Genomic DNA, 25,476 nt, shown 5'->3' on the forward strand with positions numbered 1-25,476 from the left:
GACGAGCCTGCCGTTTTCGCGAGGCTCCGTCCGGGACGACGGGGTCAATCCAGAGACGCGCAACTGCGCAAGGTTTAACGAGTTAAACGCTCCACGATGGCTCGTATCGTCTGCGGACGGGCCCAATGTAACAAGCACGAGGTTGATATGAGCGAGATTGGCGAGCGAGTGAAGAAGATCGTGGTTGAACACCTTGGTGTTGAACCCGAGAAGGTGGTCGATGCCGCGAGCTTCATCGATGATCTCGGCGCTGACAGCCTCGACACGGTCGAGCTCGTGATGGCGTTCGAAGAAGAGTTCGGCTGCGAAATTCCGGACGATGCCGCCGAGACGATTCTGACCGTCGGCGACGCAACCAAGTTTCTCGAGAAGAACGCAAAGAGCTGACACCTTCGCGCGACACATTTTGAAGCCGGCCGGATCGCGTTTGTGCGATCCACCGGCTTCTTGCTGTGACGCGTAGGCATTGCTCAAAGGCATTGGCTCAAGGATGGGCCATGGAGGTACGACAATGAGGCGGGTGGTCGTCACAGGCCTTGGCATGGTGTCGCCACTTGGCTGCGGCGTCGAGCCGACCTGGAAGCGCATCCTCAACGGTGAGAGCGGCGCAAAGCGGATCGATACATTCGATGTATCCGATCTCACCAGCCAGATCGCCTGTGTGATTCCGCGCGGCGACGGCACGGGCGGTACCTTCAATCCCGACCAGTGGATGGAGCCGAAAGACCAGCGCAAGGTCGACGACTTCATCATCTATGCGATGTGCGCCGCCAAGCAGGCGCTCGACGATGCCAACTGGCACCCCGACAATGAAGACGATCGCTGCGCCACCGGCGTGATGATCGGCTCCGGCATCGGCGGTCTGTCCGGCATTGCCGATACCGCATTGCTTCTGAAAGAGCGCGGCCCGCGCAAAGTGTCGCCGTTCTTCATTCCCGGCCGATTGATCAATCTCGCTTCGGGCTATGTCTCGATCGAGCACGGCCTCAAGGGTCCCAATCATTCCGTCGTCACCGCATGTTCGACCGGCGCGCATGCGATCGGCGATGCCGGCCGTCTGATCGCGCTCGGCGACGCCGATGTCATGGTCGCCGGCGGTACCGAGTCGCCAATCAGCCGTTTGGCGATGGCCGGCTTCGCGGCAGCACGCGCGCTGTCGACCAATTTCAACGAAGCGCCGGAGAAAGCGTCGCGGCCCTACGATAGGGATCGCGATGGTTTCGTCATGGGCGAGGGTGCCGGCGTCGTGGTGCTCGAAGAGTACGAGCACGCCAAGGCGCGCGGCGCACGCATCTATGCCGAGATCATCGGCTACGGTATGTCGGGCGATGCCTATCACATCACCTCACCGACGCCCGATGGCGATGGTGCGTTCCGCAGCATGAACGCTGCGATGAAGCGCGCCGGCATTGCCGCGGCCGACATCGACTACATCAATGCGCACGGCACCTCGACGCCACTCGGCGACGAGATCGAACTCGGCGCGGTTCAGCGCCTGCTCGGCAATGCCGCGTCAAAAGTGTCGATGTCGTCGACGAAGTCGTCGATCGGCCACCTGCTCGGTGCGGCTGGTGCGGTCGAGGCCATCTTCTGTGTGCTTGCGATTCGGGATAACATCGCGCCGCCGACGATCAATCTCGACAATCCGTCGGTGGAAACTGCGATCGATCTCGTCGCATTGACCCCGCGCAAGCGCGAGATCAACATTGCCTTGTCGAATTCATTTGGTTTCGGCGGTACTAATGCGTCCGTGATCCTACAGCGCGTGGCTGGTTAGAGAACCTCCACCGTTTCGCCGTATTCCGCGCTAATTCCTACACTGGGCGTATGTTATTGACGGGGATCGTGTTTGTCCCCGTCACGATTGAACCGACAGGATCAGGTACTATCGATGAGTGAGAGGCCGCCCATTTCGCCGAGGAGTCCGCGTGCCGCGCTGGAGCCGGAGCAGGTTCCGCCGCCGCCGAAGCGTTCCGATCATGCGCGTAATCCGCTCGTGGTTGCCGGTAATGCCATCATCACCATCATTATCGTCGCGATGCTCGGTGCAGGTGGTGCGTATGTCTATGGTCGCCAGGCGCTGGAAGCGCCGGGACCGCTGCAGGAAGAGAAGGTCGTCAATATCCCCGCGCGTGCGGGCAAAGGCGACATCGCCGAAGCGTTGCTGCGCGAAGGCGTGATCTCCGCCAATCGCTGGGTTTTCATCGGCGCCGTGTTTGCGCTGAAGGCCAGCTCCGAACTGAAGCCCGGCGAATATCTGTTCCAGAAGAACGCCAATCTGCGCGATGTCATCGGCACCATCGTCGAAGGCAAGGTCGTGCAACACTCCATCACGATTCCCGAGGGCCTGACCTCCGAGCAGATCGTCGCGCGTTTGACCGATAACGACATCTTCACCGGCTCGATCCGCGAAATGCCGCGTGAAGGCACGTTGTTGCCCGAGACCTACAAATTTCCCCGTGGCACGCCGCGCGACCAGGTGATCCAGCGCATGCAGCAATTGCAGAAGCGCGTGCTGGCCGAAGTCTGGGAACGCCGTAACGCCGACATTCCGGCGAAGACGCCGGAACAACTGGTGACGCTCGCCTCGATCGTCGAGAAGGAAACCGGCCGCGCCGATGAGCGCAGCCGGGTGGCCGCCGTGTTCGCCAATCGCCTGCGCCAGAAGATGAAGCTGCAGTCCGATCCGACGATCATCTATGGCATCGTCGGCGGCAAGGGCACATTGGGCCGTCCGATCAAGCGCAGCGAGATCCAGCAGCCGTCGCCCTACAATACCTATGTGGTGGAAGGCCTGCCGCCGGGCCCGATCGCCAATCCTGGCCGTGCGTCGCTTGAGGCGACTGCCAATCCGGCACGCACCCGCGACCTGTTCTTCGTTGCCGATGGCACCGGCGGTCACGCCTTTACCGAAACCTACGACGCGCACCAGAAGAACGTCAGCAAGCTGCGCGCGCTCGAGAAGGCCGTCCAGAACGACGCTGTCGAGCCGCCGGAAGAGGCTACTGCTGCGCCTACCGGAGCGGCGACGGATCCTGCCGCCGCGACGGGTACAAGTCCGGTCAGGCCTGCCGCACCGGCCAAGCAGCGTGCCCGTACGGCTCCTGCGCCAGCCGCGCCGGCCCGTCAGGGCGCTGCGCAGTCGACGGGTACACCGCCGGTTGTCCAGCAGTAGGCCGTACCACCAAGCCCTGCGCTGGCTTCTGCTTCGAATTCCCCTTGGCCTGAAAAGGCCCTAACCTGAGCCGGTTCGCGCCTTGCGAATCTTACTCGTATTCTTTGGAGACGTTCCGCGATGGCGTTGTCGAGCATGACCGGCTTTGCGCGAAGCCACGGCACCAGCGGGCCTTACAGCTTCGAGTGGGAGTTGAAATCCGTCAACGCCAAGGGCTTCGACCTGCGCTTCCGGACGCCCCCGGGTTTCGACGAAGTCGAGGCGGTCGCCCGCAAGCGCGCCACTGAAGTGCTGTCACGCGGCACGGTTTACGCGAACCTCACCGTTAAGCGCAGCAACGCGGCTTCGACCGTGCGGATCAACGAAGAGGTGCTGAATTCGGTGCTGCGTATTGCCGCCGAATTGGCCAGCAAGATCGACGCCGTCGCGCCGAGCGTCGATGGTCTAATGAATATCAAGGGCGTCATCGAAGTGGTCGAGCCCGAGGCGGATGAAGCCGAGGACAAGGCGGCGAAGGCTGCCGTGGCCGCAGCATTCGAAGAGGCCCTCACCGCGCTGGTCGCGATGCGCAAGCGTGAGGGGACGACGCTCGGGGACATCCTGTCGCAGCGCCTCGACGAGATCGAGACGTTGTCGAAGAAGGCTGAGGCCGCACCGGGCCGCAAGCCCGAAGCCATTCGTGCACGGCTCGCCGAACAGATCGCCACGCTGCTGGAAGCCTCGGATCGTTTCGATTCTGATCGGCTGAATCAGGAAGCGCTGATGATGGCGACCAAGGCCGACATTCGCGAAGAACTCGACCGCATCGCGTCGCACATTTCGCAGTCGCGCGAAATGATCAAGAAGGGCGGTCCGGTGGGGCGGCGGCTGGATTTCCTGTCGCAGGAGTTCAATCGCGAGGTCAACACCTGCTGCTCGAAATCCAACGATCTGGAATTGACCAGCACCGGCCTCGAGATGAAGAACGTGGTCGAGCAATTCCGTGAACAGGTACAAAATCTGGAGTGACCATGTCCGGGGGCAGCCGAAATTCTCAAGAAGCTGGCTTTGACGGAGTCGAACGGCGCGGGCTGATGTTCGTGCTGTCATCGCCATCCGGTGCCGGCAAGACGACGCTGACGCGGCTGCTGATCGACCGGATGCCGGGGCTGCAACTGTCGGTCTCGGCCACGACGCGCCCGATGCGGCCTGGCGAGGTTGACGGCAAGGACTACATCTTCGTCGACAAGCCGCGCTTCGAAAAAATGGCCAAGGGCAATGAACTGCTCGAATGGGCCACGGTGTTCGACAACCGCTACGGCACGCCACGTGCACCGGTGGAAGCCGCGCTCTCAGCCGGCAATGACGTGCTGTTCGATATTGACTGGCAGGGTACGCAGCAACTGCGTGAGAAGGCGCGGGCTGACGTCGTCAGCGTCTTCATCCTGCCGCCCTCGGCGGCCGATCTCGAAAAGCGACTTCATACCCGCGCGCAGGATTCGGACGAAGTGATCCGCGGGCGCATGAGCCGCGCCAGCCACGAGATGAGCCACTGGGCCGAATACGACTACATTGTCATCAACCACAATGTGGAAGAGGCCTATAGCGAGGTGCAGTCGATTCTCAAGGCCGAGCGCCTGAAGCGCGAACGCCGCACCGGCCTGACATCTTTCGTCCGCGGGCTCCAGCAAGAACTCGAAGGCTAATACCATGCAGGCATTGTTCTGGAATGAGCGCACGCAGCAGCTCAGCGATGGCGCACGGGTGTTCGATCCGCTGGCGCTGACGTGGCGTGACGATGCGCCGGAGCATGATGGTAAAGCTGTAACGGCTTCCGAGGCGTTGTTGCGGCTCGCAGCAACGCGAAAGCTGCGCCGTGTGCCCATCGGCATCATCGGGCCGCGAGACGCGACACAAGCGCAATACGATCTCGCCGAACAGATGGGCGCGGCATTGGCGCGCCATGGCCTGCAACTGTTGTGCGGCGGCAAGAACGGCGTGATGGAAGCGGCGTGCAAGGGCCATGCACAGGAAGGCGGCATGCCTGTTGGTCTGCTGCCCGATGAGGAATGGCACGCAGCCAATCCCTATGTGGCTATTCCTATCGCGACGGGCATAGGCCCCGCACGGAATGCCATTATCGCGCGCGCATGTCTCGTGCTGGTCGCGATTGGCGGAGGTGTCGGGACACTCTCGGAGATGGCGCTGGGACTACAGTTCAATCGTCTGGTGCTGGCGATGGCCGATGCGCCGGAGGTGAATACGGTCGAGCGCGTCGCTGATGTCGACGGCGTCATCGCTCGCATCGCAGCACGCCTTCTCGCAAATGCATAACTTTGCCGCTCTGTCATAAAACTGATATGCCGCCGTTATACTGAGGCGCAGACTTCAGCATTACATTTGACAGGGGACATGGCTCGTGCCGTTCGTCGCGATCGTCTATCTGATTTTTCTCGCGGCGCCAGTCCTGTTGTTGTTCGTCGGCTCTTTTGGAGAAGTCTGGAGCGGCACGCTTCTGCCGTCGGGTTTCACCTGGCGCTGGTATCAGGAAGTCGCGGGCGACCCGAGCTTTCGCCGCGCTTTCATCACCAGCCTGAAGATCGTCGCGACCACCTGCATTCTCAACATCCTGATCGGCCTGCCGCTCGCTTACGCCATTCATGCCGGCGCCCGCGGCGGCGTGCGGCTCGCGGCGCGGATCGTCACGCTGATGCCGATTGCCGTGCCCGAACTGGTTCTCGCTTTCGGCTTCATCCTCGTCTTCTCGTCGGATGCATTGCCGTGGCTCGGCAGTTTTTGGCTGCTGGCGGCGGGGCACCTCGTATTGACGCTTCCCTATACGGTGACGGCTCTTGTCGCCGATATGGATCAGCTCGGGCTCGCCGAATATGAGCATGCGGCGGCAACGCTCGGCGCATCTTTTCCGGCCCGCATGTGGGACGTGACACTGCCGCAGCTGCATACGAGCCTGCTGTCCTGCATGCTGACCGTGGCGGCGTTGTCGATCGGTGAATTTCAATTATCCAATCTGGTCTCGGGCTTTCTGTCGCGCACCTATCCTGTGGTGCTGCTGCAGGCATTCTACGGCGCGACGGGCTTTGCCTGCGCGGCCACCGTCGTGTTGCTTGGGCTTGCGATGATCGCATCACTGACCAGCGGGTTGACGGCGCGGGTCACTGGCCGACGTAAAGTGGGGGCAGGCGCGTGACGCTGCGATACGATCAAGTGAGCTACAGCTATCCCGGCACGAGCACTGGTGTGTTCGACATTGCCCTGGAGATCGGCCGCGGCGAATTGCTGGCGATCATCGGCGCGTCGGGGTCGGGCAAGTCGACGATTTTGAAATTGCTGGCGGGCTTCCTCAAGCCTGACACCGGGCGCATCCTGATCGATGGCAAGGATGTCGGCGCGTCACTGCCCGAGGCGCGTCGTCTGGGTGTCGTGTTTCAGAACTATGCGTTGTTCCCGCATATGCGGCTTTGGGAAAACATCGCCTATCCGCTGAAGGTGCGTGGTATCGCTAAACAGGCTCGGCGCGCGCGTGCCATCGAGATGCTGGGACGTGTCGGCATGGGTAAGCGGGCAGAAGACTATCCAGCAGAATTGTCGGGCGGCCAGCAGCAGCGCGTTGCGCTGGCCCGTGCGCTGGTGTTCGAGCCGCAGGGACTGCTGCTCGACGAGCCGCTGTCGGCGCTCGATGCGGGGTTGCGACTGGAAATGCGCGACGAAATTCTGCGCGTGCAGCGTCAGGCCGGCATTGCGACGCTACTGGTGACGCATGATCAGGAAGAGGCGCTGTCGATTGCCGACAAGGTCGTGATGATGCGCGATGGTCGCATCGTGCAGATCGGCACGCCGCGCGAACTGTACGAGACGCCGGCCGATGCAAGTGTCGCGGCCTTTGTCGGTCAATCCAATCTGTGGTCCGGCAGCGTCTCCGGCGATGGCATGGTGACGACGCCGATTGGCGCGCTGGCCTGCGATACGCATGGCAAGAGCCTCGGCACAAAGGTCACCGTCTTCGTACGCCCCGAGCGGGTCGAGCCCATCACGGGTCCGGTCGACGCGAGCAATCCCTGCTGCTTCGCGGGCAGCATGTCGGCCGACCGCTATCTTGGTCCCGTCAGGCGGATCGATATGGCCGTCGCCGGCGGGGCCATCCGTCTCGAAACTCATCTGCGCGGGCCGATCACCGGCGTGACGATCCCGCACGATGCCATCCGCCTTCTTCCCCCGACCTCATAAAGGAGATCGACATGAACCGACGCAAGTTTCTGAGCGGCGTTGCCGCAGCTTCCCTCGCCATTGCCATCAGCCCAACCGCATGGGCCTTCGAAGGTGCCGAACTCTACGCCGGCGAGAAGACGCTGTACGAAGCCGCGCGCAAGGAGGGCCTCGTCGTGTCGTTCGATACCGGACCGACCTGGGCCAACTGGGCCAACCAGTTCAAGGCTTTCCAGAAACGCTATCCCGGCGTCGAGATGGTCTACAATGACCTTGGCTCGGCGGCGACCGTCGTTGCCCTCGACAAGGCGCGCAATCGCCCGCAGGCCGACACGGCTTATTACTTCGCGGCCTCGGCGCTCGACGCTGCCAAGGCCGGCGTCGTCGATGGCTTCAAGCCGGTAAATTTCGACAAGCTTGCCGAGCCGCTGCGCGAGACCGATGGCCGCTGGTTCACCATTCACACGCTGAGCGTAGCCTTCCTAGTCAACACCAAGCTGGTCAAGACCGTGCCGGAGAGCTGGGCTGATCTTCTGAAGCCGGAATACAAGAACGCCATTGTGTATCAGGACCCGCGCTCGACGGGGCAGGGCCAGGTGGTGGCTTTCGCCGCGGCTTTCGGCAATGGCGGCAGCATGGACAATGTCGCGCCGGGTATCGACTATCTGGGCAAGCTGACCAAGGCCGGCAACGTACTGCGCACGGTCGGCACCACGCCTTACGCGCAGTTCCTGAAGGGCGAGATCCCGATCTGGATCGGCTACGAGAACGATGGTTTGAAGGCCAAGTTCACCGACGGTCTCGGCGATGGCGTGTCTGTCGTCATTCCGAAGGAAGCTTCAGCCGCCGCGCCATACGCGATCTCGCTGGTGAAGAACGGCCCGAACCCGAACGCCGGCAAGCTCTGGCTCAACTTCATCATGAGCGATGAAGGTCAGAAGATCTTCGCTGAAGGTTATGTGCGTCCGGCCGTGCCCGGTGTCGCCCTGCCGCCGAGCGTTGCCGACAAGATGCCGGCCGCGCCGCAGGTGCAGGCCATGGATATCGCCAAGGCCACCGCAAAGAAGGCGGAGATCGACGCCGGCTGGGCCAAGGCCGTTCTCGGCCAGTAAGCCGAACTCACCAAAGCGATCTCCGCGATAGCGCGGGGATCGCGTTTTCGTCATTACGGAATAAAGATCACGATGAGCGCGCGCGTTCCGACATCCATGCTCGCTGCCTTTGCCGTTCCCGGCAGCGTGGTGCTGGGACTGTTCTTCCTGATCCCCGTCTGTGCGGTGCTCGTCGGCGCCTTCGCGGATGGCGGCAGTGCGTTCGGTCGTCTCGCGGGCGATCCCGTGTTCTGGAACGGCCTGCGCGGCACGATGGTGCTGGGCACCGTCGCACCGCTGTTCTCGCTCGTTGTCGGCTTCTGCGTTGCACTTGCGCTGGCGCGTTTCGCGCCAGGCCTCCGTACGGCAGCCTTGATCGCGATCTCGCTACCGCTGACATTTTCCGGGCTGATCGTCGCTTACGGTTTCATTCTTCTGCTCGGCCGCGCCGGCTTCGTGACACTGCTGCTCGCCAAACTGGGCTTCGATCCCGCCGTCATCGGTGGCTTCATCTTTTCACCGGTGGGGCTCGGGCTGGCCTATTCCTATTATCTCGTGCCGCGCGTCGTGTTGATCGTGCTGCCGGCGATCAGCAATTTCGATCGTAATCAGATGCTCGCCTCGCGCTCGCTCGGTGCAGGGAGCTTCCGCACGCTCGTCGAGGTGATGCTGCCGCAAATACTACCGAGCCTGATTGCAGCCTATTGCCTGACGGCCGCAGTTGCCGTCGGCGCCTATGGTACGGCGCTGGCGCTCGCCGGCACGCAGGTGAATATCCTGCCGCTGGTGCTCTACAGCAAGATCTCGGAGACGGGGACCGATCTGCCGGCCGCATCCGCAGCATCGATCGTTCTGGTCGCGATCTGCGCCGTCGTGGTGTCCATCGGCGAAGCGATGCGTCCGCAGCGCAAGTCGTAGGCGCTACCGCCGATCATTGCTTGCTGGCTGTCCAGCGGCCAGTGCAGCCATTCGACATTTGCATCGAGCCGCCACCACTGCGGCCGGACAGGCGGCCGGTCATGACCGCGCTTACACTGCCGCTGCTGCCGACCCCTTGCAATACGCCGCTCGGACTGATGCTGCCGCCTCCACCGACGCTCCCACCGGAGATCGTCAATGTGCTGCTGGCGGTTTTGCCCGCGCACACCGCCGACTGACCGGTGAAAGTGATCTGCCACATGCCGTCGAATCTGGCGGCGCTGCCGCTGCCGTCACCAGAGCCGCGGCGGCCCGGAGCTGCACGCTGCTCGGATCGCGGCGGGCGTGCTGGCTTGGCGGCAGGCGGCTCGGATGACGAGCCGGACAGCGTCTTGTTGTCATTGCCGAGGCTGCCGCCGGTTGCGCCCTGACTCCGTACGTCGCTGCCGCCGAGTGCGATGATGAGCAGACAGGGGAGGATGACGGATTTCATGATGATCTGCGGGATTGTCACGGGCGGTTACTGCTTGCTTGCGACCCAGCGGCCCGAGCATCCATCGGATCGCTGGAAAACTCCCGAACCGGTACGGCCGGAGAGGCGACCCTGGCTGGTGACGCGGATACCGCTGTAGTTTCCGCTTCCGCGCACTGTCCCGTTGGCACTGACCGGGGCGCTGCCGTCTTTGCCGATCATCCTTCCGTTGGCCACGACGAAGTTTTCCGTGAATGTGTCGGAACAGCCGGAGGTGCCTACGCTCGATATCGACCAGGCGCCGTCGAAATTTCCGCCACCTCCCGCGCCCTCGCCACGGTTACGCGGCGCGGTTTGACGGCGCGGCGCGCGGCGTTCGGAGCTTTCGCGTTGGGCAGGCGCCGCCGATCGGGATTCGGGGGAGGAGCCCGACAGCGTCTTGCTGTCGTTGCCAAGGCTGCCACCGGTTGCGCCCTGTGCCAGAGCTGCGTCTCCCGGAAATATCAGAATGGCCAAACCAATCAGAAGTCCAGATCGAAAAATCATGTTCAATAACTTTCAAAAAAAGATCGAACTTACAATTTCGCGTCAGGCCCCATCGTGGCGTTGGCGCAGATGGCGCCGACAATCGGACATGATTTTCCTGTTTTGGTGCATTGATCGATGGCCGCATCGCGCGCCTGTGCAAGCGTGGGCCGCGCGACAAGCGACCAGTTGCCGCCGAGAGCTGCGAATGCACCGCAATTCGCTCCGTAAAACGACAGTTCGAGCGGGCAGGGAGCCGTGCCGCATTGGGCGCGTGCCTTGGTCACGGCTGACTTGCGGGACGGTTGATCCCACGACATGCCCCATTTCTTGTTCTTGATGTCGTAGACGATCGAGCCCCATTGTTTCTGGTCGCTCGCGCTGCGCAAACGCTGCAGCAGGCCCTCGGTCGCTTCTCCCGTTGGTGGCATGCCGCCCTTGACCTGGAAATCGCGGATCGCAACCGCGATTCCATTCTTGCTGTTCAGCGGTTCGGGATCGAAATTCAGCTCATAAAGCCGATCGCTGATTTCCGTAAGCTTGATTGGATCGGTGATCGGCAATTTGTCGAAGTCGATCCGTGGCGCATCGGGCAGGCGTGCTTCCTGCACGGCCTTCTGCGGCACGACGAGCGGCACGGTGGCGGTTGGTGCCACGAAGTAGAATGTGCCATCGATCGGCGATGACGACACCCAAGGCTGTTGCGAGCCGCCGGTGGCGCGCTTCACGGCAAGGCCGACCTGATTGAAGGTCTGGAAAATATCAAGCCCAGCCTGACGCACGGTACTCGCCAATGCCTTGGTATAGGGGCTGTTACCATCGCTGCCGTCCTGCGCCACGCTGCCGGGCTGGGTCGCATAGGAGATCAGGGTGCCTTCCGGTGCGCGCATCTGGGCAAGGCCGCCTTCCGAGGCGCGCAGGCCACGCGACCCGAACGGATTGTTCCGGCATGCGTCCAGGATAACCATGTTGAGCCGCGTGCCGGAGCCCTGCATCTGGCGCAGCACCAGATTGATATCGACCATCTGGAAATCGACATCCGCCTCGCGGGTCGGATTGGCGTTCACCGGCACGAGGTAATTGGAGCCGCTGACCTGTACGCCATGACCTGCGTAATAGAATAGAGCAACGTCGGCGCCTTGAACCTGCCGGCCGAAATTCTGCACGGCGAGATCAAGTGCGCTTTTGTCCAGGTCCAATTGCGCAGTGCCGCCGATCAGCGTGAAGCCGAGACCGCTCAGCGTCTCCGCCATCAGCTTCGCGTCGTTCTTCGGGTTATCGAGGCGGGTGATGTTCTGGTAGCCGGAGTTGCCGACCACAAGCGCAATGCGCTTCTCGGCCAATGCAGCGCTGACCGAGAGCAGCAAAGTCAGGGCTATCAGCGCGGCAATTCGCGCAAGCGACCTGACCGGTTGGACGAAATGGTCCATGAATCCCATCCTGCAATGGGACATATCCTAGCCCGGATCGCATGAAGCGCAATCCGGGCCAGAGCCTGAGTGCAGTCTAATTCAGTTGGTCAGCATGATCCGGCCGACGACCTTGCCGGCGCGCAATTCATCTATCCATTTCTGCGCATCGCCCATCGGCTCCGCCTTCATCGGCGTCGGCTTGAGCTTGCCGGCGCGGGCCAGAGCCATCAGCTCTTTGGCTTCCTCAAGCGTGCCGACCATGAAGCCCTCGATGGTCATGCGCTTATAGATCCATTGCACCGTGGGCAGGCTGAACTCGCCGCCCATCAGGCCGGACACCACGATCTTGCCACCCCGCGCCACCGTGGCCACCGCAAAGTTCATGGACTTGTCATTACCAGCAAAGTCGACCACGCCATCGAAGCCGCCATCGTTCTCCTTGACCATGCGCCTGGCGACATCGGGCTCGGAAGGGTCATAGGCGAAGGCGGCGCCGTTCTTGAGCGCGGCTTCGCGTGCGGCGGGGTTGAGGTCGGCGACCGAAATCGGCTGCTTGAACATCGCCTGTGCCAGCGCGAGACCGGCCATGCCGACGCCGCCGAGACCCACCAGCAGCAGGTTGCGTTGCCGCGGACGATCGACGAGACGTTTGAGTGCGCCGTAAGCGGTGATGCCCGAGCACATCAGAGTCGCCGCCATGTTGATCGGTAGCGGATCGTAATCGAGCAGATACTTCTCGTCCGGCACGAGGACATGCGTTGCGAAACCGCCGTCGAGCGACACGCCGAGGAAGCGGTTCTTGGCGCAGAGGTTCTCATCGCCTGCCAGGCAGTCGCGGCATTTGCCGCAGCCGATCCACGGGAAGACGGCCTTCTTTTTGCCAATCAGCGATTGATCGCCATCGGGGCCGACTTCATCGACGATGCCGGCGATCTCGTGGCCGAGGGTGAAGGGAAGCGTCATGCCGCGCGTGGTGTCGAGCTTCTTGCCGCCGCCGAGATCCGCATAGCCGTCCTGGATGTGCAGGTCGGAATGACAGAGTCCGCAGCACTCGATGCGGACCAGCACTTCCTTGCCCTGCGGCTTCGGTGTGTCGACGATGGTTTCGCAGAGCGGAGCGTCGAATTTCACCAGAGACTGGCGTTTCATAAGAGCCATTTTTGTCTTCCCTAGACTTCGTTGCACCCTAGCAATCACAGGATGGGAGCGAGTTCAAGGGTGCCCAAGAGCACGGGGTTCGCACTTGCGCCACACGTGCGGAAGGTCATGCCGTGCGCGTGCGGGCCCGTGCTGCTCGGCGGATACTGAGCCGTCTGAGGCGCGACCAGTCCGGGGAGGTCTGTTCCGGCGTGGGTTCGACCAACACCTGGAGCAGCTGCGCATAGTCGAGGACCAATCCGGGTGTCCAGGCCATCGCTTCGGCGCGCTGCCGCAACACGCCCGCGACCCATAATTCGGGCGTGACCGCGGCCCGGAAAAATGCGCGCCACGGTCGCTCGGTGCGTCCGAGTACGCCTTCGAGCGCCGCATCGAGCGCGTGTGCCACGGCGGTCGAGCAGTTGCGGCTGGTGAGGTTGTAGGTCGTATCAACGCGGTAGGTGCGCCAGAAGTGGCGGACACGGACGCGGTCGATGCGCGTGAAGCGGATATGTTCGGTTGCCTCGCACCATCCGGCTGCTTCCTCAGCATAGCTCGGCTGAAAACGGCCGGGCAGGTCGTTCTCGACGCCAGCACGCAGCACCCGACCGAACTCGTCCGGCGCGCGATCGATTTCGACGGCGGGGTAGTGGCTGACATAGACATTGGGCGCGAGTTCAAGTGCTGCATGTCCGGTGGAGACGATGCCGTTGGCATCGACAGCTGCAATGTAGCGGTCCACCAACGGTCGGCGCCGCGCGCTGCGGCCGGGCCCTGTGGGTGTCCAGATATGCACGACGAGATCGTCCTTGCCGGCATCATCCGGCGTGGCGGGCACCCACAATGCGGTCGGAAACGCGCCGCCCACCAGCATCGAGATCGGTGCATCCGGTGGCAATCGCCGCAAGCGATTAGCCAGCAACGTCGTGCTTATTCCCGATACGATCAGGAGCGCGCCGATGTTAAAGCCGATCGTGCCCTCGTACCAGGTTGGCCATGGCTCCAGCGTTGTGGCGGCCAGCACCAGTTCAATCACGCCGGCGCCGATTGCCATCCGCCAATTTTCGAAACGCACCAGCCAGGCGCTGACGATGCGCGCGCTACCGTCGAGCAGCAGCACGCCGCCCAGCAGCATCGCGATCAACAGGTTGGAATGACGCGGCTGCGCGATGATGATAACGGCCGGTACGATCAGGATAACGGCCTTAGCGAACTGATAGGGCCGACGTGTGACGGCAAGCAGAGCAGCCAGCAGGCTGACAATGCCTTCCAGCAGCAGCAGGTAGCCGAAATAGTGAGGTCGCACGATCGTGCTGCCATCGAACGCGTCGATCACGATAGCGAGCCCCAAGGCGGCCCACAGCACGCCGATCGCAAACAGCAACCGCCAGCGCCGTTGCACCACTTCCGCGCCCAGCAGGAGGAGCAGCAGTCGTATCATCGGTTGCCCATGATCCCAGTTTCCAGGGCCAGATATAGCCAGCGGATGATTAATGTTTTTATGCGAGGAGCCCGGCTCTGGTCGGCATCTATGCTACGATGGGACTGATGTGGGGCGCAGGCGCGCTGATCGGCCCGGTCTTCGCCGGCGTTGCGATGCAGGGACTGACGCACGGACTACCAATGTTCGTGGCGTTCGTTTGCGCCTGCTTCAGGTGCGCGGCAATCTGCAGTCCTGCGCGCGACATCAGGGCGCCGGCGTGATGCTCTTTGTCTTTCTGATCTCTGATAATTCGCGTGCCATTGCGACAAAACCTGACACCGGAACCGTCTCGGCACGCCGGGTAACATCGACATCGGCAGCTGCGGCGAGCCGCTCCGGATCGACGCCGAGGGACTTCAGGCTCTGCCGCAGCATCTTGCGGCGTTGGTTGAAGGCTGCGGCCGCCACCTGTTCCAGCAGGCGTCGTTCGCAGGCCTCTGGCTCTGCGCGGGGAACGAGGCGCACGACCGATGACGTCACCTTCGGGGGCGGCGTGAAGGCGGCCGGCGAGATGTCGAACAGGATTTTGGTGTCGGCGCGCCAGTTCGACAGCACACCGAGCCGGCCATAGGCTTCATCATCTTCGATAGCGACGATGCGTTCGGCGACCTCGCGCTGGAACATCAGCACCATCATGTCGTACCAGGGCGGCCACGGCTCGGTGCACAGCCAGTCGATCAGGAGCTGCGTGCCGATATTATAGGGCAGGTTGGCGACGATCTTGGCGCGCTCGCCTGATAGCATCGGGCGCGGATCGAAGGTCTGGGCGTCGCCGATGACGATCTCGAGCCGACCAGGATAGTGCGCGGCGATTTCCTTGAGCGGGCCGAGCGCGCGCTCGTCACGCTCGACGGCGATGACGCGCCTGGCGCCCGTCGCCAGCAATGCACGGGTGAGGCCGCCGGGACCGGGGCCAACCTCGATGACCGTGCAATCTTCCAGCGGGCCGGCGGCGCGTGCGATGCGTGCGGTGAGATTGAGATCGAGCAGAAAATTCTGGCCGAGCGATTTGCGTGCCTGCAGATCGAAACGTTTGATGACGTCACGCAGTGGCGGCAGATCGTCGATCCCGCTCATGCGGATTGCGTCGCGGCCATGCGAGCTGCGAGTTTGAGCGCGGCGATCAGGCTCGACGGATTGGCGCGTCCGGTGCCGGCAATATCGAAGGCCGTGCCGTGGTCCGGCGAGGTTCGGATGAAGGGAAGGCCGAGCGTGACGTTGACGCCATCATCGAAAGCGATGGTCTTGATCGGGATCAGGGCTTGGTCGTGATACATGCAGATCGCGCAGTCATAGGTCGCGCGGGCTGCCGGATGGAACATGGTGTCGGAGGGCAAAGGCCCGCGTGCGTCGATGCCTTCGTTCTGCAATACGGTGACCGCGTGCATGATGAACGCCTGCTCCTCATCTCCCATCGAACCGTCTTCTCCGGCATGCGGATTGAGGCCAGCAATTGCCAGTCGTGGCCGCTTGATGCCGAAACGGGTCTTCATGTCGTTGACCACGATGCGTGCGGTGGCAGTGATCAGCGGGCCGCTCAGTTGGGCAATAGCATCGCGCAGCGAGACATGGATCGTGACCGGCACCACGGCCAGTTCGGGCGACCACAACAGCATCACCGGCAGCGGGACCTTTCCGTCGCGGGCGGCAAGCTCGGCGAGAAATTCGGTGTGACCTGGATGGGTGAAACCGGCGCGATAGAGCACACTCTTGGCGATCGGATTGGTCACGACGGCGCCGGCATGGCCGGCTTCCACGTCCGCGACCGCCTGACGGATCGAGGCAATGGCTGCGGGTGCGCTGGACGCGTCAGGACGACGGGGAGGCGCGGTGACCGTCTGCCCGATCGACACCACCGGTAACGCGTCAGCAAACGTCTCAGCGGCACCGGCGGGCGTTACATCGGCCAGCCTGACGTCGAGGCCGAGCGTCCTGGCACGTTCCGCCATGAAGTCTCGGTCACCAAGCAGATAGAACGGGGGCAGGTCGAGTTCGTGCCGACGCAGCCAGGCAGCGATGGCAATGTCCGGGCCGATGCCGGCCGGTTCGCCCAATGTCAGCGCAAGAGGTTTGGTCATGGTGCCGCCCTAAGCCAGTCGCGGCCTAAGCCGGATCGGAAACTACCGATATTCGATCATCGCCGCTTTGCGCACTTCCTGCAGGTAGGATTTCGACTTCGCTTCGAATTTGTCGGCAAACATCTTGTCGCGGACTTCCCGCTTCTTCGGTGTATCGACCTTGGTTGGCTTGCGCGCGCACAAGGCGACCATTTCGACACCCTGGCGGGTCACTTCCGGAGGCGTGAGACGTCCGATCGGGGTCTTGTCGAGCAGTTCCCGCAGCGACGGCGGCAGATCGGCAGAGGTCTTGACGACCGTATCGCGGATGGTCGCATTCTGCATCGACTTGAAGGTACGGTTGGCGTCTTCGCAGCTCTGGATACGCTCGCGCAGCCCTTCGGCTTCCTTGTGCCGCGCTTCCATCATGCCGGACGCCGCGCCGCGGGGCACGACCAGCACAACCGGTCGCATCTGATATTCGAACGCTTCGGTCATGGCATCGCCACCGGCGCTCTGGACAGCTGCATCGACTTCCTTTTCGCCGACCTGCAGGCTCTGCTTGAAGCGCCCGCGGACAATCGCGTTCCAGACCATGTCGGCCTTCAAACGGCTTTTCAGCGTGTCCGGGCGGATGCCTTTGGACGCCAGTGACTGCACCAGCTGATCCGGCGTGAGGCGCATGCGCGAGCTCATGTTCTGAAATGCACCATCGACTTCCGAAGCACCGGGATCGACGCTGTATTTCTTGCCTTCCTTGATCTTCACCTTTTCGCTGATCAACTCCTCGATCACGTCCTGGCGGCTGTTCGTCTTCGCGCCGGACAGTGCATTCAACTTGGTGCGCTGCTCGATATCGAAATTGGTGATGGGCTCGCCATTGACCATGACGGCGACGGACTGCGCCCGAGCCGGCGATCCCGCGCAAATGAGAAGGGTAACTGCCGTCGCCAAAGTGGCTCGCAGAACGCGTCCGGAAATCATCGTACCCATCATTGTCAAAACCGCGGTGTCAAAGCTCTCTTGAAAGCAGAATTCGCATACATCGCGACGGAAAACGGAGATTTCACGGCACAAAGGACCGATACTAGTAAGTGCCGCCGGTTCCGCTCGCAGACGTGGTATTGCCAATTGTCCGCAGGCCAATCTGGAACATGACAGAATGGCTCAGAACGGGCGGCGTGCTCAGGTTACTCACGTAGTTGTAGGACGTGACATAATTGACGCCGAGCACGAAACAATCGTCCACATAGCCAGCGCCGACCGTGTACTGGTTAATCTTGTTGGCCTCAAGGTCCCAGCGCGCACCACCGGTGACCACCCAATTCGATGCCAGTTTGATCGAACCGGTACCGAGAAGGCCTTCGCGGCGAGTGAGGTAACCGAGATCAACCTGCGGCGCATAGTTGCCGTAGAGCATGCTGATCGACCAGCGGTCGAAGCTGGCGCGACCCTCCGCCTCAAAGCGCGAGATGTTGCCGGTTGCCTCGTCGATGCGAGCGCGGGTGCTGAAGGTGTAGGTGCGGTTCGGTGAATAGGCGACGCTGGCGACATAGTCGGACCGTGCCTTGGCCAGTCCCGAGTCAACGCCGGTATTGATGACGTCGGCCACGGCGAACGAGTTCAGACCGAACAGCTGATACGACTGCCCGAACAGGACTTTGACGGAGCCGCCGCGGTCGAACTGTGTGGTAGCCTGCACGCCCACATTGGCGCGGCCACCGCCTTCGACCCGGTCGTAGCCGGAGAACTTGTTGACGCTGAACAGGTTGCTGGCGTCGAAATTCAAGCTCTGCGCGTCTTCATTCGGCAACTTACGGGCATAGGTTTCGTTCGGACGAATGATAACCTGCGCGATCGGCTCGAGGGTGGTTGTACCCCATGGCTGAACGTTGATGAACGGATAGCGATATTCGAGTCCGACGGTGGGCATTACCCGCAACGCGGTCGTGTCGCCGGTCGGCAGGAAGTTGGACACGCCGGGCTGGTTCGAGATCGACGCGTCGATCGCATCGACGCGCAGGATCGCGAACGGAGTGAAGATCTGGCCGAACGAGTCCGTGTAGGACCGACGCCACTGTGCTTCACCGGTCACACGGGTATAAGTGCCAGGAACGCCGTTCATCAGGCAATTGGTTGGCGTCCGTGAGGCCGTATCCGCTGAGAGAATATTGCAAGGGCTCAAGCCGGTCAGTGGATCAATCTTACTGTTGATTGCAGTGAACGAAGCCTGATCACGGCTCAAGCTGGTCATGTTGAACTTGTAGCTGAACTCGCCGCCGAGAATGTTCTGGTTCAGGACGTTATTGTAATCGATCACCGGGTGGATCACCGGGACCTGGCTCTGGCTGCCGGAGAAGCTCAGGTAATAGATCGTGCGTGCATCGAAGAAGCTGCGCTTGCCGACGCCAGTCAGATAGAGTTGCGAAACGGCTTCCGTTTGCAGATTCAGGAACGAGGCATAGGGATCCCGGTACATTGATAGCCGGTAGTCCTGCAGGAAGTTGTAATCGCTCAGTGCGACCGCATCCCAACCCCAGACCCATTTATCGTTCAGCGCGAACTGGCCCTTGGACTCCACACCGCCGCGCCAGTCCTTGTCGCCGACCGTGTTGGCGTATGCATTCCGATCCTGCTGGTTGATGCCATAGGCGCGGATCTGATAAGCGCCGTCCATTAGCCGCTGACGGAATTCGCCCTGCACCAACAAGCCCTGCTTGCTGGTGTAGCGCGGCGAGAACGTCGCGTCGTAGTCGGGGGCGATCGCCCAATAGAATGGGGTTTCGACACCGAAACCGTAATTGGTGTTCTGCGACGGCATCGGCATCAGGAAGCCGGTCTTGCGCTTCACCGTCGGATCGGGCGTCGAAAAATACGGGATATAGGCGAGGGGCACGCCGAAGAACTCGATCCGGGCGTCCTCGAAATACATCATCTTTTCGGTCTGGTCGTGGATGACACGGGCACCCTTGACCTGCCACAGCGGCGGCTTCTTCGGATCTTCCTTACAGGCGGCGCAGGCCGTGTAGACACCGTTCTGGAACACGGTGTAGTTGCCGGCGGTGCGCTCGGCGCGCGTCGCGGCCATGCGGGTCGCATCCGCGGTATCGACACGCAGCGAATCCACGAAACCGTCGCGGTAGTCGTCGCTGAGATCGAGCAGGTTGGCATAGGTGATCTTGCCGTCGGCGTCCGTCATGCGGACATTGCCTTCGGCGTGCAGGCGCTTGGTCTTCTGGTCGTAGATGACCTTGTCGGCTTCGACGGACGTACCGTTGTAATACATCTGCACGCTGCCGACTGCGGCGACGCGCGAGTTGTTATAGTCGTAATTGACCTCGGTGGCCTGCACCAGCATCTGCCCGGTCTGGGCGGCAGGCGGCGGCTTAGGCCGGGTGGCGGGGCGATTGTAGGTGAAACTCTGGGCAGCCGCCGGCGTTGTCGTCGCGACGCCAAAGCCAGTCGAGAGACCCAAAACGGTTGCGAGCACCGGGGCCAGTACGCCAGACGTGCAAAACCGGTCACCGCGCGTGGTCATGCGCAGCTTCCAATCAAATGCCTGCTCACGGAGGGCGGCAAACACAGCCACTATCCGTCCTCCTGGTACAACAAGGCCAAAAAGCCGGTGAGGCCGCCCACACACACAGGCAGCCACGCCGCAGCAATCGGATGCATCAACTCAGCCTTGCTCAAATCTTCCGTAACTTTCGACAGGACGTAGAGCAGAAAGCCTGCGCCCACGCCACTCAAAACCATCTTCTGGACACCGCCCATCCGAAAGAACCTCAGGCTCACGGAAGCAGCCAGCATCACCATCGCAACCAGCAAAAACGGCTGTGCGATAAGCTTATGATACTGCAAGCGATACCCCGCCGTCGCGAAACCCGAACTCTCTGAGGATTTGATATACGAAGGAAGTTGCCAAAATGACACTGTTTCGGGGGTCGAAAAACTGTTTCTGACCTGCAGCGGGGTCAGGGTCGTGGCCAGGTACATGCTGTCCTGCTCGACCACGGGCGAATCGAGGGTGTAGCGTCGCACCCCTTTGAACAACCAGCGGCCGGGCTCCAGCGATGCCTCGCGAGCTTCGATCCGTTCCTTGAATTGGGATTCGGTGTCGAACCGGAACACGGTCAGGCCGGTCAGGCGGACGCCTTGCTGCTCGCTGCGGGCGGCATTGATGATGGATTGGCCCTCGCGGTTGACCTGGTTGATCCAGAAGCCGGAGGCGTCCTGGACGCCGCCGCCCGGCGCATCGCCGAACATCTGGGCCTCCATCCGCTTCGATTCCTCGCGCAGGTTGGCCGACAGGGGATTGTAGCCCACAGTCGCCAGCACGCCCAGGACGAGGGCGCTGGCCAGTGCAGGGGAAATAAACTGCCAGGCCGAAACGCCGGCGGCGCGGGCGACCACCAGTTCGAGCCGCCGCGATAGCGCGAGATAACAAGTCATGGCGCCGATCAGGATGCAAAACGGCATCATCTTCTCGAGCAACTGGGGTACCCGGTACAGCGATGTCTGCGCCACCATCAGAGCGGAGGCCGAGGCCAACCCGGAGGTGCGCCTGACCATCTCGATGTAGTCGACCAGCACCAACAGCATGAAGATACTGGTGAACACGCCCAAGGCCGCCACCAGGAAGCGACCGGCGAAATACCTGCCAATGGTGTTGGTGATCATGCTCATGCGGCGGCCGGCCGTCGGAAGAGGCGCAACAACCGCTCGTTGGATCTGTTGATTGCTTCCACCAGCTTCGCCGGCGGCTCCACGACAATCCCGGCTGAGATGATCCAGAAGCTGACGCCGATCGCTGTCGCCAGCAGGGCATATTGAAGCGGTGCGGCGAAGTCCGATTTCGCTGCCACGACGGAACAGGCAAAGCCCGCCATGCGCAGGCCGAACACCGCGGCAATTGCGCTGCCCATCGAGAAGTTGCGGCTCTGCCGCGTCGTCCGTGGTGAGCCAAGGAATGCAAAGGTCAAGGCGGCAAAGGCAAGCGGATAGATCGGCGCCATCAGGCGGTCGTGCATCTCGGCGCTGAACTGCCGCGGCACCTGCTTGTAAAGCGGGTCATCCACGGGCGGCACCATCAATTCCCAGAGATATCGTTCACGAATTCCGTAGGTGACGTCCTGGCTGCGATTGGAGAACTTCGACATATCGAAAGCGTAGCGGCCGAACGCTACCATGGCGGGGTCGGTCTTGCCTGTCTCGAAACGCTGCAGATTGCCGTCTTCCAGGATCAGGAACGAGCCATCCTTGTTCTTCAGCACCGTGCCATGGTCCGCGATAATGGTGACGCGCTCCTTCGGGTCGCGGCGATCATCCACGAAGATGCCAACCAGTAATCCGCCGGGCTGACGCTCCCGGACGCGGATAGTCAGGTTCTGGTCGAGCTGTGCGAAGCGGCCTGGCTGCAGGATATTCGCCAGAACATCGGCCGTGATCTCGGCGTCCCAGCGCTTCAGCCGGCGCATACCATCCGGTGCCAGATATGAGCCAATGAAAGCCACGAGCAACGATACGACCATTGTCGCGAACAGGAAGGGACGAAACAGCCGTCGCGGCGACAGGCCGGCGGCATTCATCACGATGATTTCGGAGTCGGTCGCGAGCTTGGTCAGGGTGTGGGACACCGCGATCATCAGGGCGATTGGAGCAATGATCAGAACGAGAACGGGAATCGCCAGGCTGGTGACGCCGAGGAAGGTCAGAATGGTCTGACCCTGGCTCGTCATCAGGTCGATTCCGCGCAACGCTTGCGTGATCCAGATCACACCCGTCAGGCTGACCAGAACCACCGCAAACGACGCCAGCGTCGTGCGGAAAATATACCTGTCGATAGACCCCATCGGTCCGATCAATCCCCATTCCGGCCATTAAAGCCGCCCGCATGCCCAATCCCGCAAGGGGACCCCCAAAAGGACATGCCGCGATCCTCACAAGCCCATCATCTCACTTAGCATCCCTTTGATTGGTCAACAAAATGGCCGGGGGATGGCTCGCTCAAGATATGGTTAATTATGTGCCTGATGTGTCCCTTGGGCCACTGAAATGCTTCGCAACCCGCGTGGCGACGAGGAGGCGTATCCGTCGGTGGGGCCTATTCGTTGGCAAGACCGTCGCCTAAGGCCAGAGTCGACACATTCGGACACAGGCAATGCCCGAATCGTGGGTTACGGGCGGTTTGGTTTCCCTCGGGGGAAACACAAGAAACTATCGATCCTTGGCGGTTTCGGTCAGAACCTGTCTTGACGGTTCACGCCGCGACGACAACAAAACACTTGAACCCCGCCGCACTGACCGGATTCCGCGCCGACCCCTGCGACAGCCCTGATCTTCTGGAGGAATTTGCCATGTCCGACGCCGTCAAGGTCGGCTTCGTCCCGTTTGCCACTGCTGCGCGCGGTGCTCTTGTGGTGTTCTGCGACGAAGCGCTGAAATTCGGTCCTGCTGCGACCAAGGCTCTCGGGGACGCCGCAGCAACTGTGAAGCGCGCGGCTACAACCAGCAAGTTCAAGGGCAAGAGCGCGTCGACGCTCGACATCCTGGCCCCAGACGGCATCAAGGCGTCCCGTCTCATCGTGATCGGCACCGGCAAGCCGGCCGATCTGAAGGAGACCGATCTGCTGAAATTTGGCGGCGTGCTCGCCGGCAAGGTCGGCGGCAACAATGAGGCGGTGACCGTCATCGCGGAGCTGGCTTCGGGTGCAATGACGCCGGAGCAGGCGGCATCGGTCGCCTCCGGCGTATTGCTGCGCGCCTACAAATTCGATCGTTACAAAACCAAGAAGAAGGATGCCGACGAGACGCCCGGCAGCGTCGCGGTTTCGTTGTCCGTCGGTGACGTCGCTGCAGCCAAGAGGGCCTTTGTGCCGGGCAATCATATCGTCAACGGCGTCGTGCTGGCCCGCGAACTCGTGAATGAGCCGCCGAATGTGCTGTTTCCCGCCGAATTCGCGCGCCGCGCAGGTGAGTTAAAGAAGCTCGGCGTCACGGTCGAAGTGCTCGACGTCAAGGCGATGACCAAGCTTGGCATGGGCGCGCTGCTCGGTGTGTCCCAGGGATCTGTGCGTCCCGGCCGCATGGTGGTGATGCGCTGGAACGGTGGCAAGAAGGGCGAGCAGCCCGTCGCCTTCGTCGGCAAGGGCGTCACCTTTGATACCGGTGGCATCTCCATCAAGCCGGCCGGCAGCATGGAAGACATGAAGGGCGATATGGGCGGCGCAGCCTGCGTCGTTGGCCTGATGCATGCACTCGCGGGCCGCAAGGCCAAGGTCAATGTGGTCGGCGCCATCGGCATCGTCGAAAACATGCCGGATGGCAACGCGCAGCGTCCGGGCGACATCGTGACGTCGATGTCCGGTCAGACCATCGAAATCATCAACACCGACGCTGAAGGTCGCCTCGTACTGGCCGATGTGCTCTGGTATGTGGCGAAGAAGTTCAAGCCAAAATTCATGGTCGATCTGGCGACGCTTACCGGTGCGATCATGGTCGCGCTCGGTACCGAATATGCGGGCATGTTCTCCAACAACGATGAACTCGCAGAGCGTCTGTCCACCGTGGGACAGACCACCGGCGAACGTGTCTGGCGGATGCCGCTCGGTCCGGAATACGACAAGCAGATCGACTCGCAATTCGCCGACATGAAGAACACCGGCACGCGCAATGGCGGCTCGATCACTGCGGCGCAGTTCCTGCAGCGTTTCGTCGACGATACGCCGTGGGCGCATCTCGATATCGCCGGTACCGCCATGGGCGCGCCGAAGACCGAGATCAATCAGAGCTGGGGCTCGGGTTACGGCGTGCGGCTGCTGGATCGGCTTGTGGCCGACTATTACGAGGCGAAGAAGTAGTCTGACACGATGACCGAGGTCCTGTTCTATCACCTGCAGAACATGACGCTGGAGAGCGTGCTGCCGCCGCTGCTCGAGAAGTCGCTTGAGCGCGGCTGGCGTGTCGTCGTGCAATCCACATCAGAAGAACGCGCCGATGCGCTCGATGCGCATTTGTGGACCTATCGTGATGATTCATTTCTGCCGCACGCGACCTGGCGTGTGGCAGACGCTGCGGATCAGCCGATCATTCTCGCGATCGAAGAGGGTAATCCCAATCGTGCCCAGGTCCGGTTCCTTGTGGACAGCGCAGCAGTGCCGGCGGATGCCGACGGCTATGAGCGCATGGTGCTGGTATTCAACGGCGATGATGCCGATGCGCTCGCTGCAGCGCGCGCAGCCTGGACTGATTGTAAGGCGAGGGGCTTTACCGCCACTTACTGGCAGACCGATGAACGTGGCCGATGGCAGCGCAAGAATTAGCTGGCGATTGGCGATCTGCTGCAATTAATGATAATTGTAGATTTCCTCACCGGTATCTACCGCTGTGTCATGGTGGTGCCGCAAATGAATGATGTTACAGGCGCTTATCGCCTGTCTTGGGGTTGCGTAATCGTGCGACAAGAAAAGCTTCATCGAAACGGTCTGCTCGTGCTGCTGCTTGCTGCGCCATTGCTTGCTGGCTGCGCCGGCGTGGGCGGTGACGCATTCTCTACGGATCTGCTGTCCAAGGATGCCGACTGGTTCTCCAAACCGGGTCGCGTATTCATCAAGAATGTTTCGATCGAGACGCCGCCGCTATCGCCTGAGCAGGCCGTCAGTCCGCAGGATCTCATCAGCGCTGACGGTGCGTGCCCGGGCATGGCGCCGCGTGATGCCAACGCGCTTGCCGATGGTACCGCAGGTGCGCCGGTTCAAACTGGCGTCGTGGCGCTCGGCCATACCGAATGCGACGTGGCGCGTGGTGCAGGCGCACCCGACAATGTCAGTCTATCGACCAGCCCGCGCGGCGATCGCGTTGCCGTGCTGACCTATCTGCGCGGTCCGCGCGCTGGCATCTATACGTTTACCGCCGGTCGTTTGACCGTGGTCGAACGCGGTCCGGAAGTTGAGCAGCCGAAGACCGCGCGTCCGAAGGCGAAGAAGCGCGCCGCGACCTGATCTT

At 61.9% G+C, this 25,476-nt stretch carries 24 protein-coding genes; 13 read left to right on the top strand and 11 right to left on the bottom strand.

Annotated features, from left to right (window positions below; translation table 11 throughout):
• Positions 1–147: 147 nt before the first annotated feature.
• The 10 genes from AC1DUY_RS00110 (at position 148) to AC1DUY_RS00155 (ending at position 9,387) form a co-directional block, all read left to right on the top strand.
• Entirely contained in the window at positions 148–387 is a 240-nt protein-coding gene (locus AC1DUY_RS00110; protein WP_006020277.1) for an acyl carrier protein, read from the top strand.
• 124 nt (positions 388–511) lie between these two features.
• Positions 512–1,777 (top strand): beta-ketoacyl-ACP synthase II, encoded by a 1,266-nt coding sequence (gene fabF / locus AC1DUY_RS00115; RefSeq protein WP_120292331.1) that lies wholly within the window; start codon positions 512–514, stop codon positions 1,775–1,777.
• 114 nt (positions 1,778–1,891) lie between these two features.
• Positions 1,892–3,175 carry an endolytic transglycosylase MltG gene (gene mltG, locus AC1DUY_RS00120; protein WP_175366145.1) on the top strand — a complete coding sequence of 428 codons (1,284 nt, stop codon included), beginning with the start codon at positions 1,892–1,894 and terminating at the stop codon, positions 3,173–3,175.
• 120 nt (positions 3,176–3,295) lie between these two features.
• Positions 3,296–4,183, top strand: a complete 888-nt coding sequence (locus tag AC1DUY_RS00125; protein WP_478111515.1) for a YicC/YloC family endoribonuclease — start codon at positions 3,296–3,298, stop codon at positions 4,181–4,183.
• A gap of 2 nt (positions 4,184–4,185) precedes the next feature.
• A complete protein-coding gene (gmk, locus tag AC1DUY_RS00130) occupies positions 4,186–4,860 on the top strand; it encodes a guanylate kinase (RefSeq protein ID WP_093758293.1) in 675 nt (224 codons plus the stop codon).
• A gap of 4 nt (positions 4,861–4,864) precedes the next feature.
• Positions 4,865–5,488: a TIGR00725 family protein gene (locus AC1DUY_RS00135; protein ID WP_184517422.1), complete on the top strand. Its 624-nt coding sequence runs from the start codon at positions 4,865–4,867 to the stop codon at positions 5,486–5,488.
• A gap of 85 nt (positions 5,489–5,573) precedes the next feature.
• Positions 5,574–6,362 carry an ABC transporter permease gene (locus AC1DUY_RS00140; protein ID WP_478111518.1) on the top strand — a complete coding sequence of 263 codons (789 nt, stop codon included), beginning with the start codon at positions 5,574–5,576 and terminating at the stop codon, positions 6,360–6,362.
• Positions 6,359–7,399 carry an ABC transporter ATP-binding protein gene (locus AC1DUY_RS00145; RefSeq protein ID WP_120292339.1) on the top strand — a complete coding sequence of 347 codons (1,041 nt, stop codon included), beginning with the start codon at positions 6,359–6,361 and terminating at the stop codon, positions 7,397–7,399. The genes AC1DUY_RS00140 and AC1DUY_RS00145 overlap by 4 nt, the downstream gene beginning before the upstream one ends.
• An 11-nt stretch (positions 7,400–7,410) precedes the next feature.
• Positions 7,411–8,490, top strand: a complete 1,080-nt coding sequence (locus AC1DUY_RS00150; protein WP_309945652.1) for an extracellular solute-binding protein — start codon at positions 7,411–7,413, stop codon at positions 8,488–8,490.
• A gap of 72 nt (positions 8,491–8,562) precedes the next feature.
• Positions 8,563–9,387 carry an ABC transporter permease gene (locus AC1DUY_RS00155; protein WP_439064059.1) on the top strand — a complete coding sequence of 275 codons (825 nt, stop codon included), beginning with the start codon at positions 8,563–8,565 and terminating at the stop codon, positions 9,385–9,387.
• A gap of 13 nt (positions 9,388–9,400) precedes the next feature.
• Here the strand turns inward: AC1DUY_RS00155 and AC1DUY_RS00160 are convergent, their stop codons facing one another.
• From AC1DUY_RS00160 to lptF, 11 genes are all read right to left on the bottom strand, one after another.
• A complete protein-coding gene (locus tag AC1DUY_RS00160) occupies positions 9,401–9,880 on the bottom strand; it encodes a hypothetical protein (RefSeq protein WP_478111522.1) in 480 nt (159 codons plus the stop codon).
• Positions 9,881–9,907: 27 nt separating this feature from the next.
• Positions 9,908–10,405 (bottom strand): hypothetical protein, encoded by a 498-nt coding sequence (locus AC1DUY_RS00165; RefSeq protein ID WP_478111524.1) that lies wholly within the window; start codon positions 10,403–10,405, stop codon positions 9,908–9,910.
• Between the two features lie 29 nt (positions 10,406–10,434).
• Positions 10,435–11,814: a caspase family protein gene (locus tag AC1DUY_RS00170; protein ID WP_120292551.1), complete on the bottom strand. Its 1,380-nt coding sequence runs from the start codon at positions 11,812–11,814 to the stop codon at positions 10,435–10,437.
• A gap of 81 nt (positions 11,815–11,895) precedes the next feature.
• Positions 11,896–12,954, bottom strand: a complete 1,059-nt coding sequence (locus AC1DUY_RS00175; RefSeq protein ID WP_478111527.1) for an alcohol dehydrogenase — start codon at positions 12,952–12,954, stop codon at positions 11,896–11,898.
• A 106-nt stretch (positions 12,955–13,060) separates the two neighbouring features.
• Positions 13,061–14,374, bottom strand: a complete 1,314-nt coding sequence (locus AC1DUY_RS00180; protein ID WP_478111529.1) for an HdeD family acid-resistance protein — start codon at positions 14,372–14,374, stop codon at positions 13,061–13,063.
• Positions 14,375–14,620: 246 nt separating this feature from the next.
• On the bottom strand, positions 14,621–15,493 hold the full coding sequence (gene rsmA, locus AC1DUY_RS00185; protein ID WP_478111531.1) for a 16S rRNA (adenine(1518)-N(6)/adenine(1519)-N(6))-dimethyltransferase RsmA: 873 nt from the start codon (positions 15,491–15,493) through the stop codon (positions 14,621–14,623).
• Complete coding sequence (gene pdxA / locus AC1DUY_RS00190; RefSeq protein WP_478111533.1) at positions 15,490–16,494, bottom strand: 4-hydroxythreonine-4-phosphate dehydrogenase PdxA; 1,005 nt, start codon at positions 16,492–16,494, stop codon at positions 15,490–15,492. The genes rsmA and pdxA overlap by 4 nt, the downstream gene beginning before the upstream one ends.
• Positions 16,495–16,536: 42 nt before the next feature.
• Positions 16,537–17,466, bottom strand: a complete 930-nt coding sequence (locus tag AC1DUY_RS00195) for a SurA N-terminal domain-containing protein (RefSeq protein WP_414717154.1) — start codon at positions 17,464–17,466, stop codon at positions 16,537–16,539.
• 94 nt (positions 17,467–17,560) lie between these two features.
• Positions 17,561–20,011, bottom strand: a complete 2,451-nt coding sequence (locus AC1DUY_RS00200) for an LPS-assembly protein LptD (RefSeq protein ID WP_478111535.1) — start codon at positions 20,009–20,011, stop codon at positions 17,561–17,563.
• Between the two features lie 50 nt (positions 20,012–20,061).
• Entirely contained in the window at positions 20,062–21,159 is a 1,098-nt protein-coding gene (gene lptG / locus AC1DUY_RS00205) for an LPS export ABC transporter permease LptG (protein WP_231080480.1), read from the bottom strand.
• Entirely contained in the window at positions 21,156–22,325 is a 1,170-nt protein-coding gene (lptF, locus tag AC1DUY_RS00210; RefSeq protein WP_068731073.1) for an LPS export ABC transporter permease LptF, read from the bottom strand. Before lptF ends, lptG begins: the two co-directional genes overlap by 4 nt.
• A 504-nt stretch (positions 22,326–22,829) precedes the next feature.
• Between lptF and AC1DUY_RS00215 the strand changes: the two genes are divergently transcribed.
• The 3 genes from AC1DUY_RS00215 to AC1DUY_RS00225 all read left to right on the top strand — a co-directional run bounded on the left by AC1DUY_RS00215 (position 22,830) and on the right by AC1DUY_RS00225 (position 25,472).
• Positions 22,830–24,332, top strand: a complete 1,503-nt coding sequence (locus tag AC1DUY_RS00215; protein ID WP_441229844.1) for a leucyl aminopeptidase — start codon at positions 22,830–22,832, stop codon at positions 24,330–24,332.
• A 9-nt stretch (positions 24,333–24,341) separates the two neighbouring features.
• Positions 24,342–24,794 carry a DNA polymerase III subunit chi gene (locus AC1DUY_RS00220; RefSeq protein ID WP_093758304.1) on the top strand — a complete coding sequence of 151 codons (453 nt, stop codon included), beginning with the start codon at positions 24,342–24,344 and terminating at the stop codon, positions 24,792–24,794.
• An 84-nt stretch (positions 24,795–24,878) separates the two neighbouring features.
• The gene (locus tag AC1DUY_RS00225) at positions 24,879–25,472 is read left to right on the top strand and encodes a hypothetical protein (protein WP_246297406.1); all 594 of its coding nucleotides are present in this window, start codon (positions 24,879–24,881) and stop codon (positions 25,470–25,472) included.
• Positions 25,473–25,476 lie beyond the last annotated feature (4 nt).

The sequence above is a fragment of the Tardiphaga sp. P4_G1 genome, from assembly GCF_056401215.1.

What these genes read in the sequence shown, in the direction of transcription:
- AC1DUY_RS00110 (WP_006020277.1), top strand. Translation starts at nt 148, where the DNA reads ATGAGCGAGATTGGCGAGCGAGTGAAGAAGATCGTGGTTGAACACCTT.
- fabF (WP_120292331.1), top strand. Translation starts at nt 512, where the DNA reads ATGAGGCGGGTGGTCGTCACAGGCCTTGGCATGGTGTCGCCACTTGGC.
- mltG (WP_175366145.1), top strand. Translation starts at nt 1,892, where the DNA reads ATGAGTGAGAGGCCGCCCATTTCGCCGAGGAGTCCGCGTGCCGCGCTG.
- AC1DUY_RS00125 (WP_478111515.1), top strand. Translation starts at nt 3,296, where the DNA reads ATGGCGTTGTCGAGCATGACCGGCTTTGCGCGAAGCCACGGCACCAGC.
- gmk (WP_093758293.1), top strand. Translation starts at nt 4,186, where the DNA reads ATGTCCGGGGGCAGCCGAAATTCTCAAGAAGCTGGCTTTGACGGAGTC.
- AC1DUY_RS00135 (WP_184517422.1), top strand. Translation starts at nt 4,865, where the DNA reads ATGCAGGCATTGTTCTGGAATGAGCGCACGCAGCAGCTCAGCGATGGC.
- AC1DUY_RS00150 (WP_309945652.1), top strand. Translation starts at nt 7,411, where the DNA reads ATGAACCGACGCAAGTTTCTGAGCGGCGTTGCCGCAGCTTCCCTCGCC.
- AC1DUY_RS00155 (WP_439064059.1), top strand. Translation starts at nt 8,563, where the DNA reads ATGAGCGCGCGCGTTCCGACATCCATGCTCGCTGCCTTTGCCGTTCCC.
- AC1DUY_RS00160 (WP_478111522.1), bottom strand. Translation starts at nt 9,880, where the DNA reads ATGAAATCCGTCATCCTCCCCTGTCTGCTCATCATCGCACTCGGCGGC.
- AC1DUY_RS00165 (WP_478111524.1), bottom strand. Translation starts at nt 10,405, where the DNA reads ATGATTTTTCGATCTGGACTTCTGATTGGTTTGGCCATTCTGATATTT.
- AC1DUY_RS00170 (WP_120292551.1), bottom strand. Translation starts at nt 11,814, where the DNA reads ATGGACCATTTCGTCCAACCGGTCAGGTCGCTTGCGCGAATTGCCGCG.
- AC1DUY_RS00175 (WP_478111527.1), bottom strand. Translation starts at nt 12,954, where the DNA reads ATGGCTCTTATGAAACGCCAGTCTCTGGTGAAATTCGACGCTCCGCTC.
- AC1DUY_RS00180 (WP_478111529.1), bottom strand. Translation starts at nt 14,374, where the DNA reads ATGATACGACTGCTGCTCCTCCTGCTGGGCGCGGAAGTGGTGCAACGG.
- rsmA (WP_478111531.1), bottom strand. Translation starts at nt 15,493, where the DNA reads ATGAGCGGGATCGACGATCTGCCGCCACTGCGTGACGTCATCAAACGT.
- pdxA (WP_478111533.1), bottom strand. Translation starts at nt 16,494, where the DNA reads ATGACCAAACCTCTTGCGCTGACATTGGGCGAACCGGCCGGCATCGGC.
- AC1DUY_RS00195 (WP_414717154.1), bottom strand. Translation starts at nt 17,466, where the DNA reads ATGGGTACGATGATTTCCGGACGCGTTCTGCGAGCCACTTTGGCGACG.
- AC1DUY_RS00200 (WP_478111535.1), bottom strand. Translation starts at nt 20,011, where the DNA reads ATGACCACGCGCGGTGACCGGTTTTGCACGTCTGGCGTACTGGCCCCG.
- lptG (WP_231080480.1), bottom strand. Translation starts at nt 21,159, where the DNA reads ATGAGCATGATCACCAACACCATTGGCAGGTATTTCGCCGGTCGCTTC.
- lptF (WP_068731073.1), bottom strand. Translation starts at nt 22,325, where the DNA reads ATGGGGTCTATCGACAGGTATATTTTCCGCACGACGCTGGCGTCGTTT.
- AC1DUY_RS00215 (WP_441229844.1), top strand. Translation starts at nt 22,830, where the DNA reads ATGTCCGACGCCGTCAAGGTCGGCTTCGTCCCGTTTGCCACTGCTGCG.
- AC1DUY_RS00220 (WP_093758304.1), top strand. Translation starts at nt 24,342, where the DNA reads ATGACCGAGGTCCTGTTCTATCACCTGCAGAACATGACGCTGGAGAGC.
- AC1DUY_RS00225 (WP_246297406.1), top strand. Translation starts at nt 24,879, where the DNA reads ATGAATGATGTTACAGGCGCTTATCGCCTGTCTTGGGGTTGCGTAATC.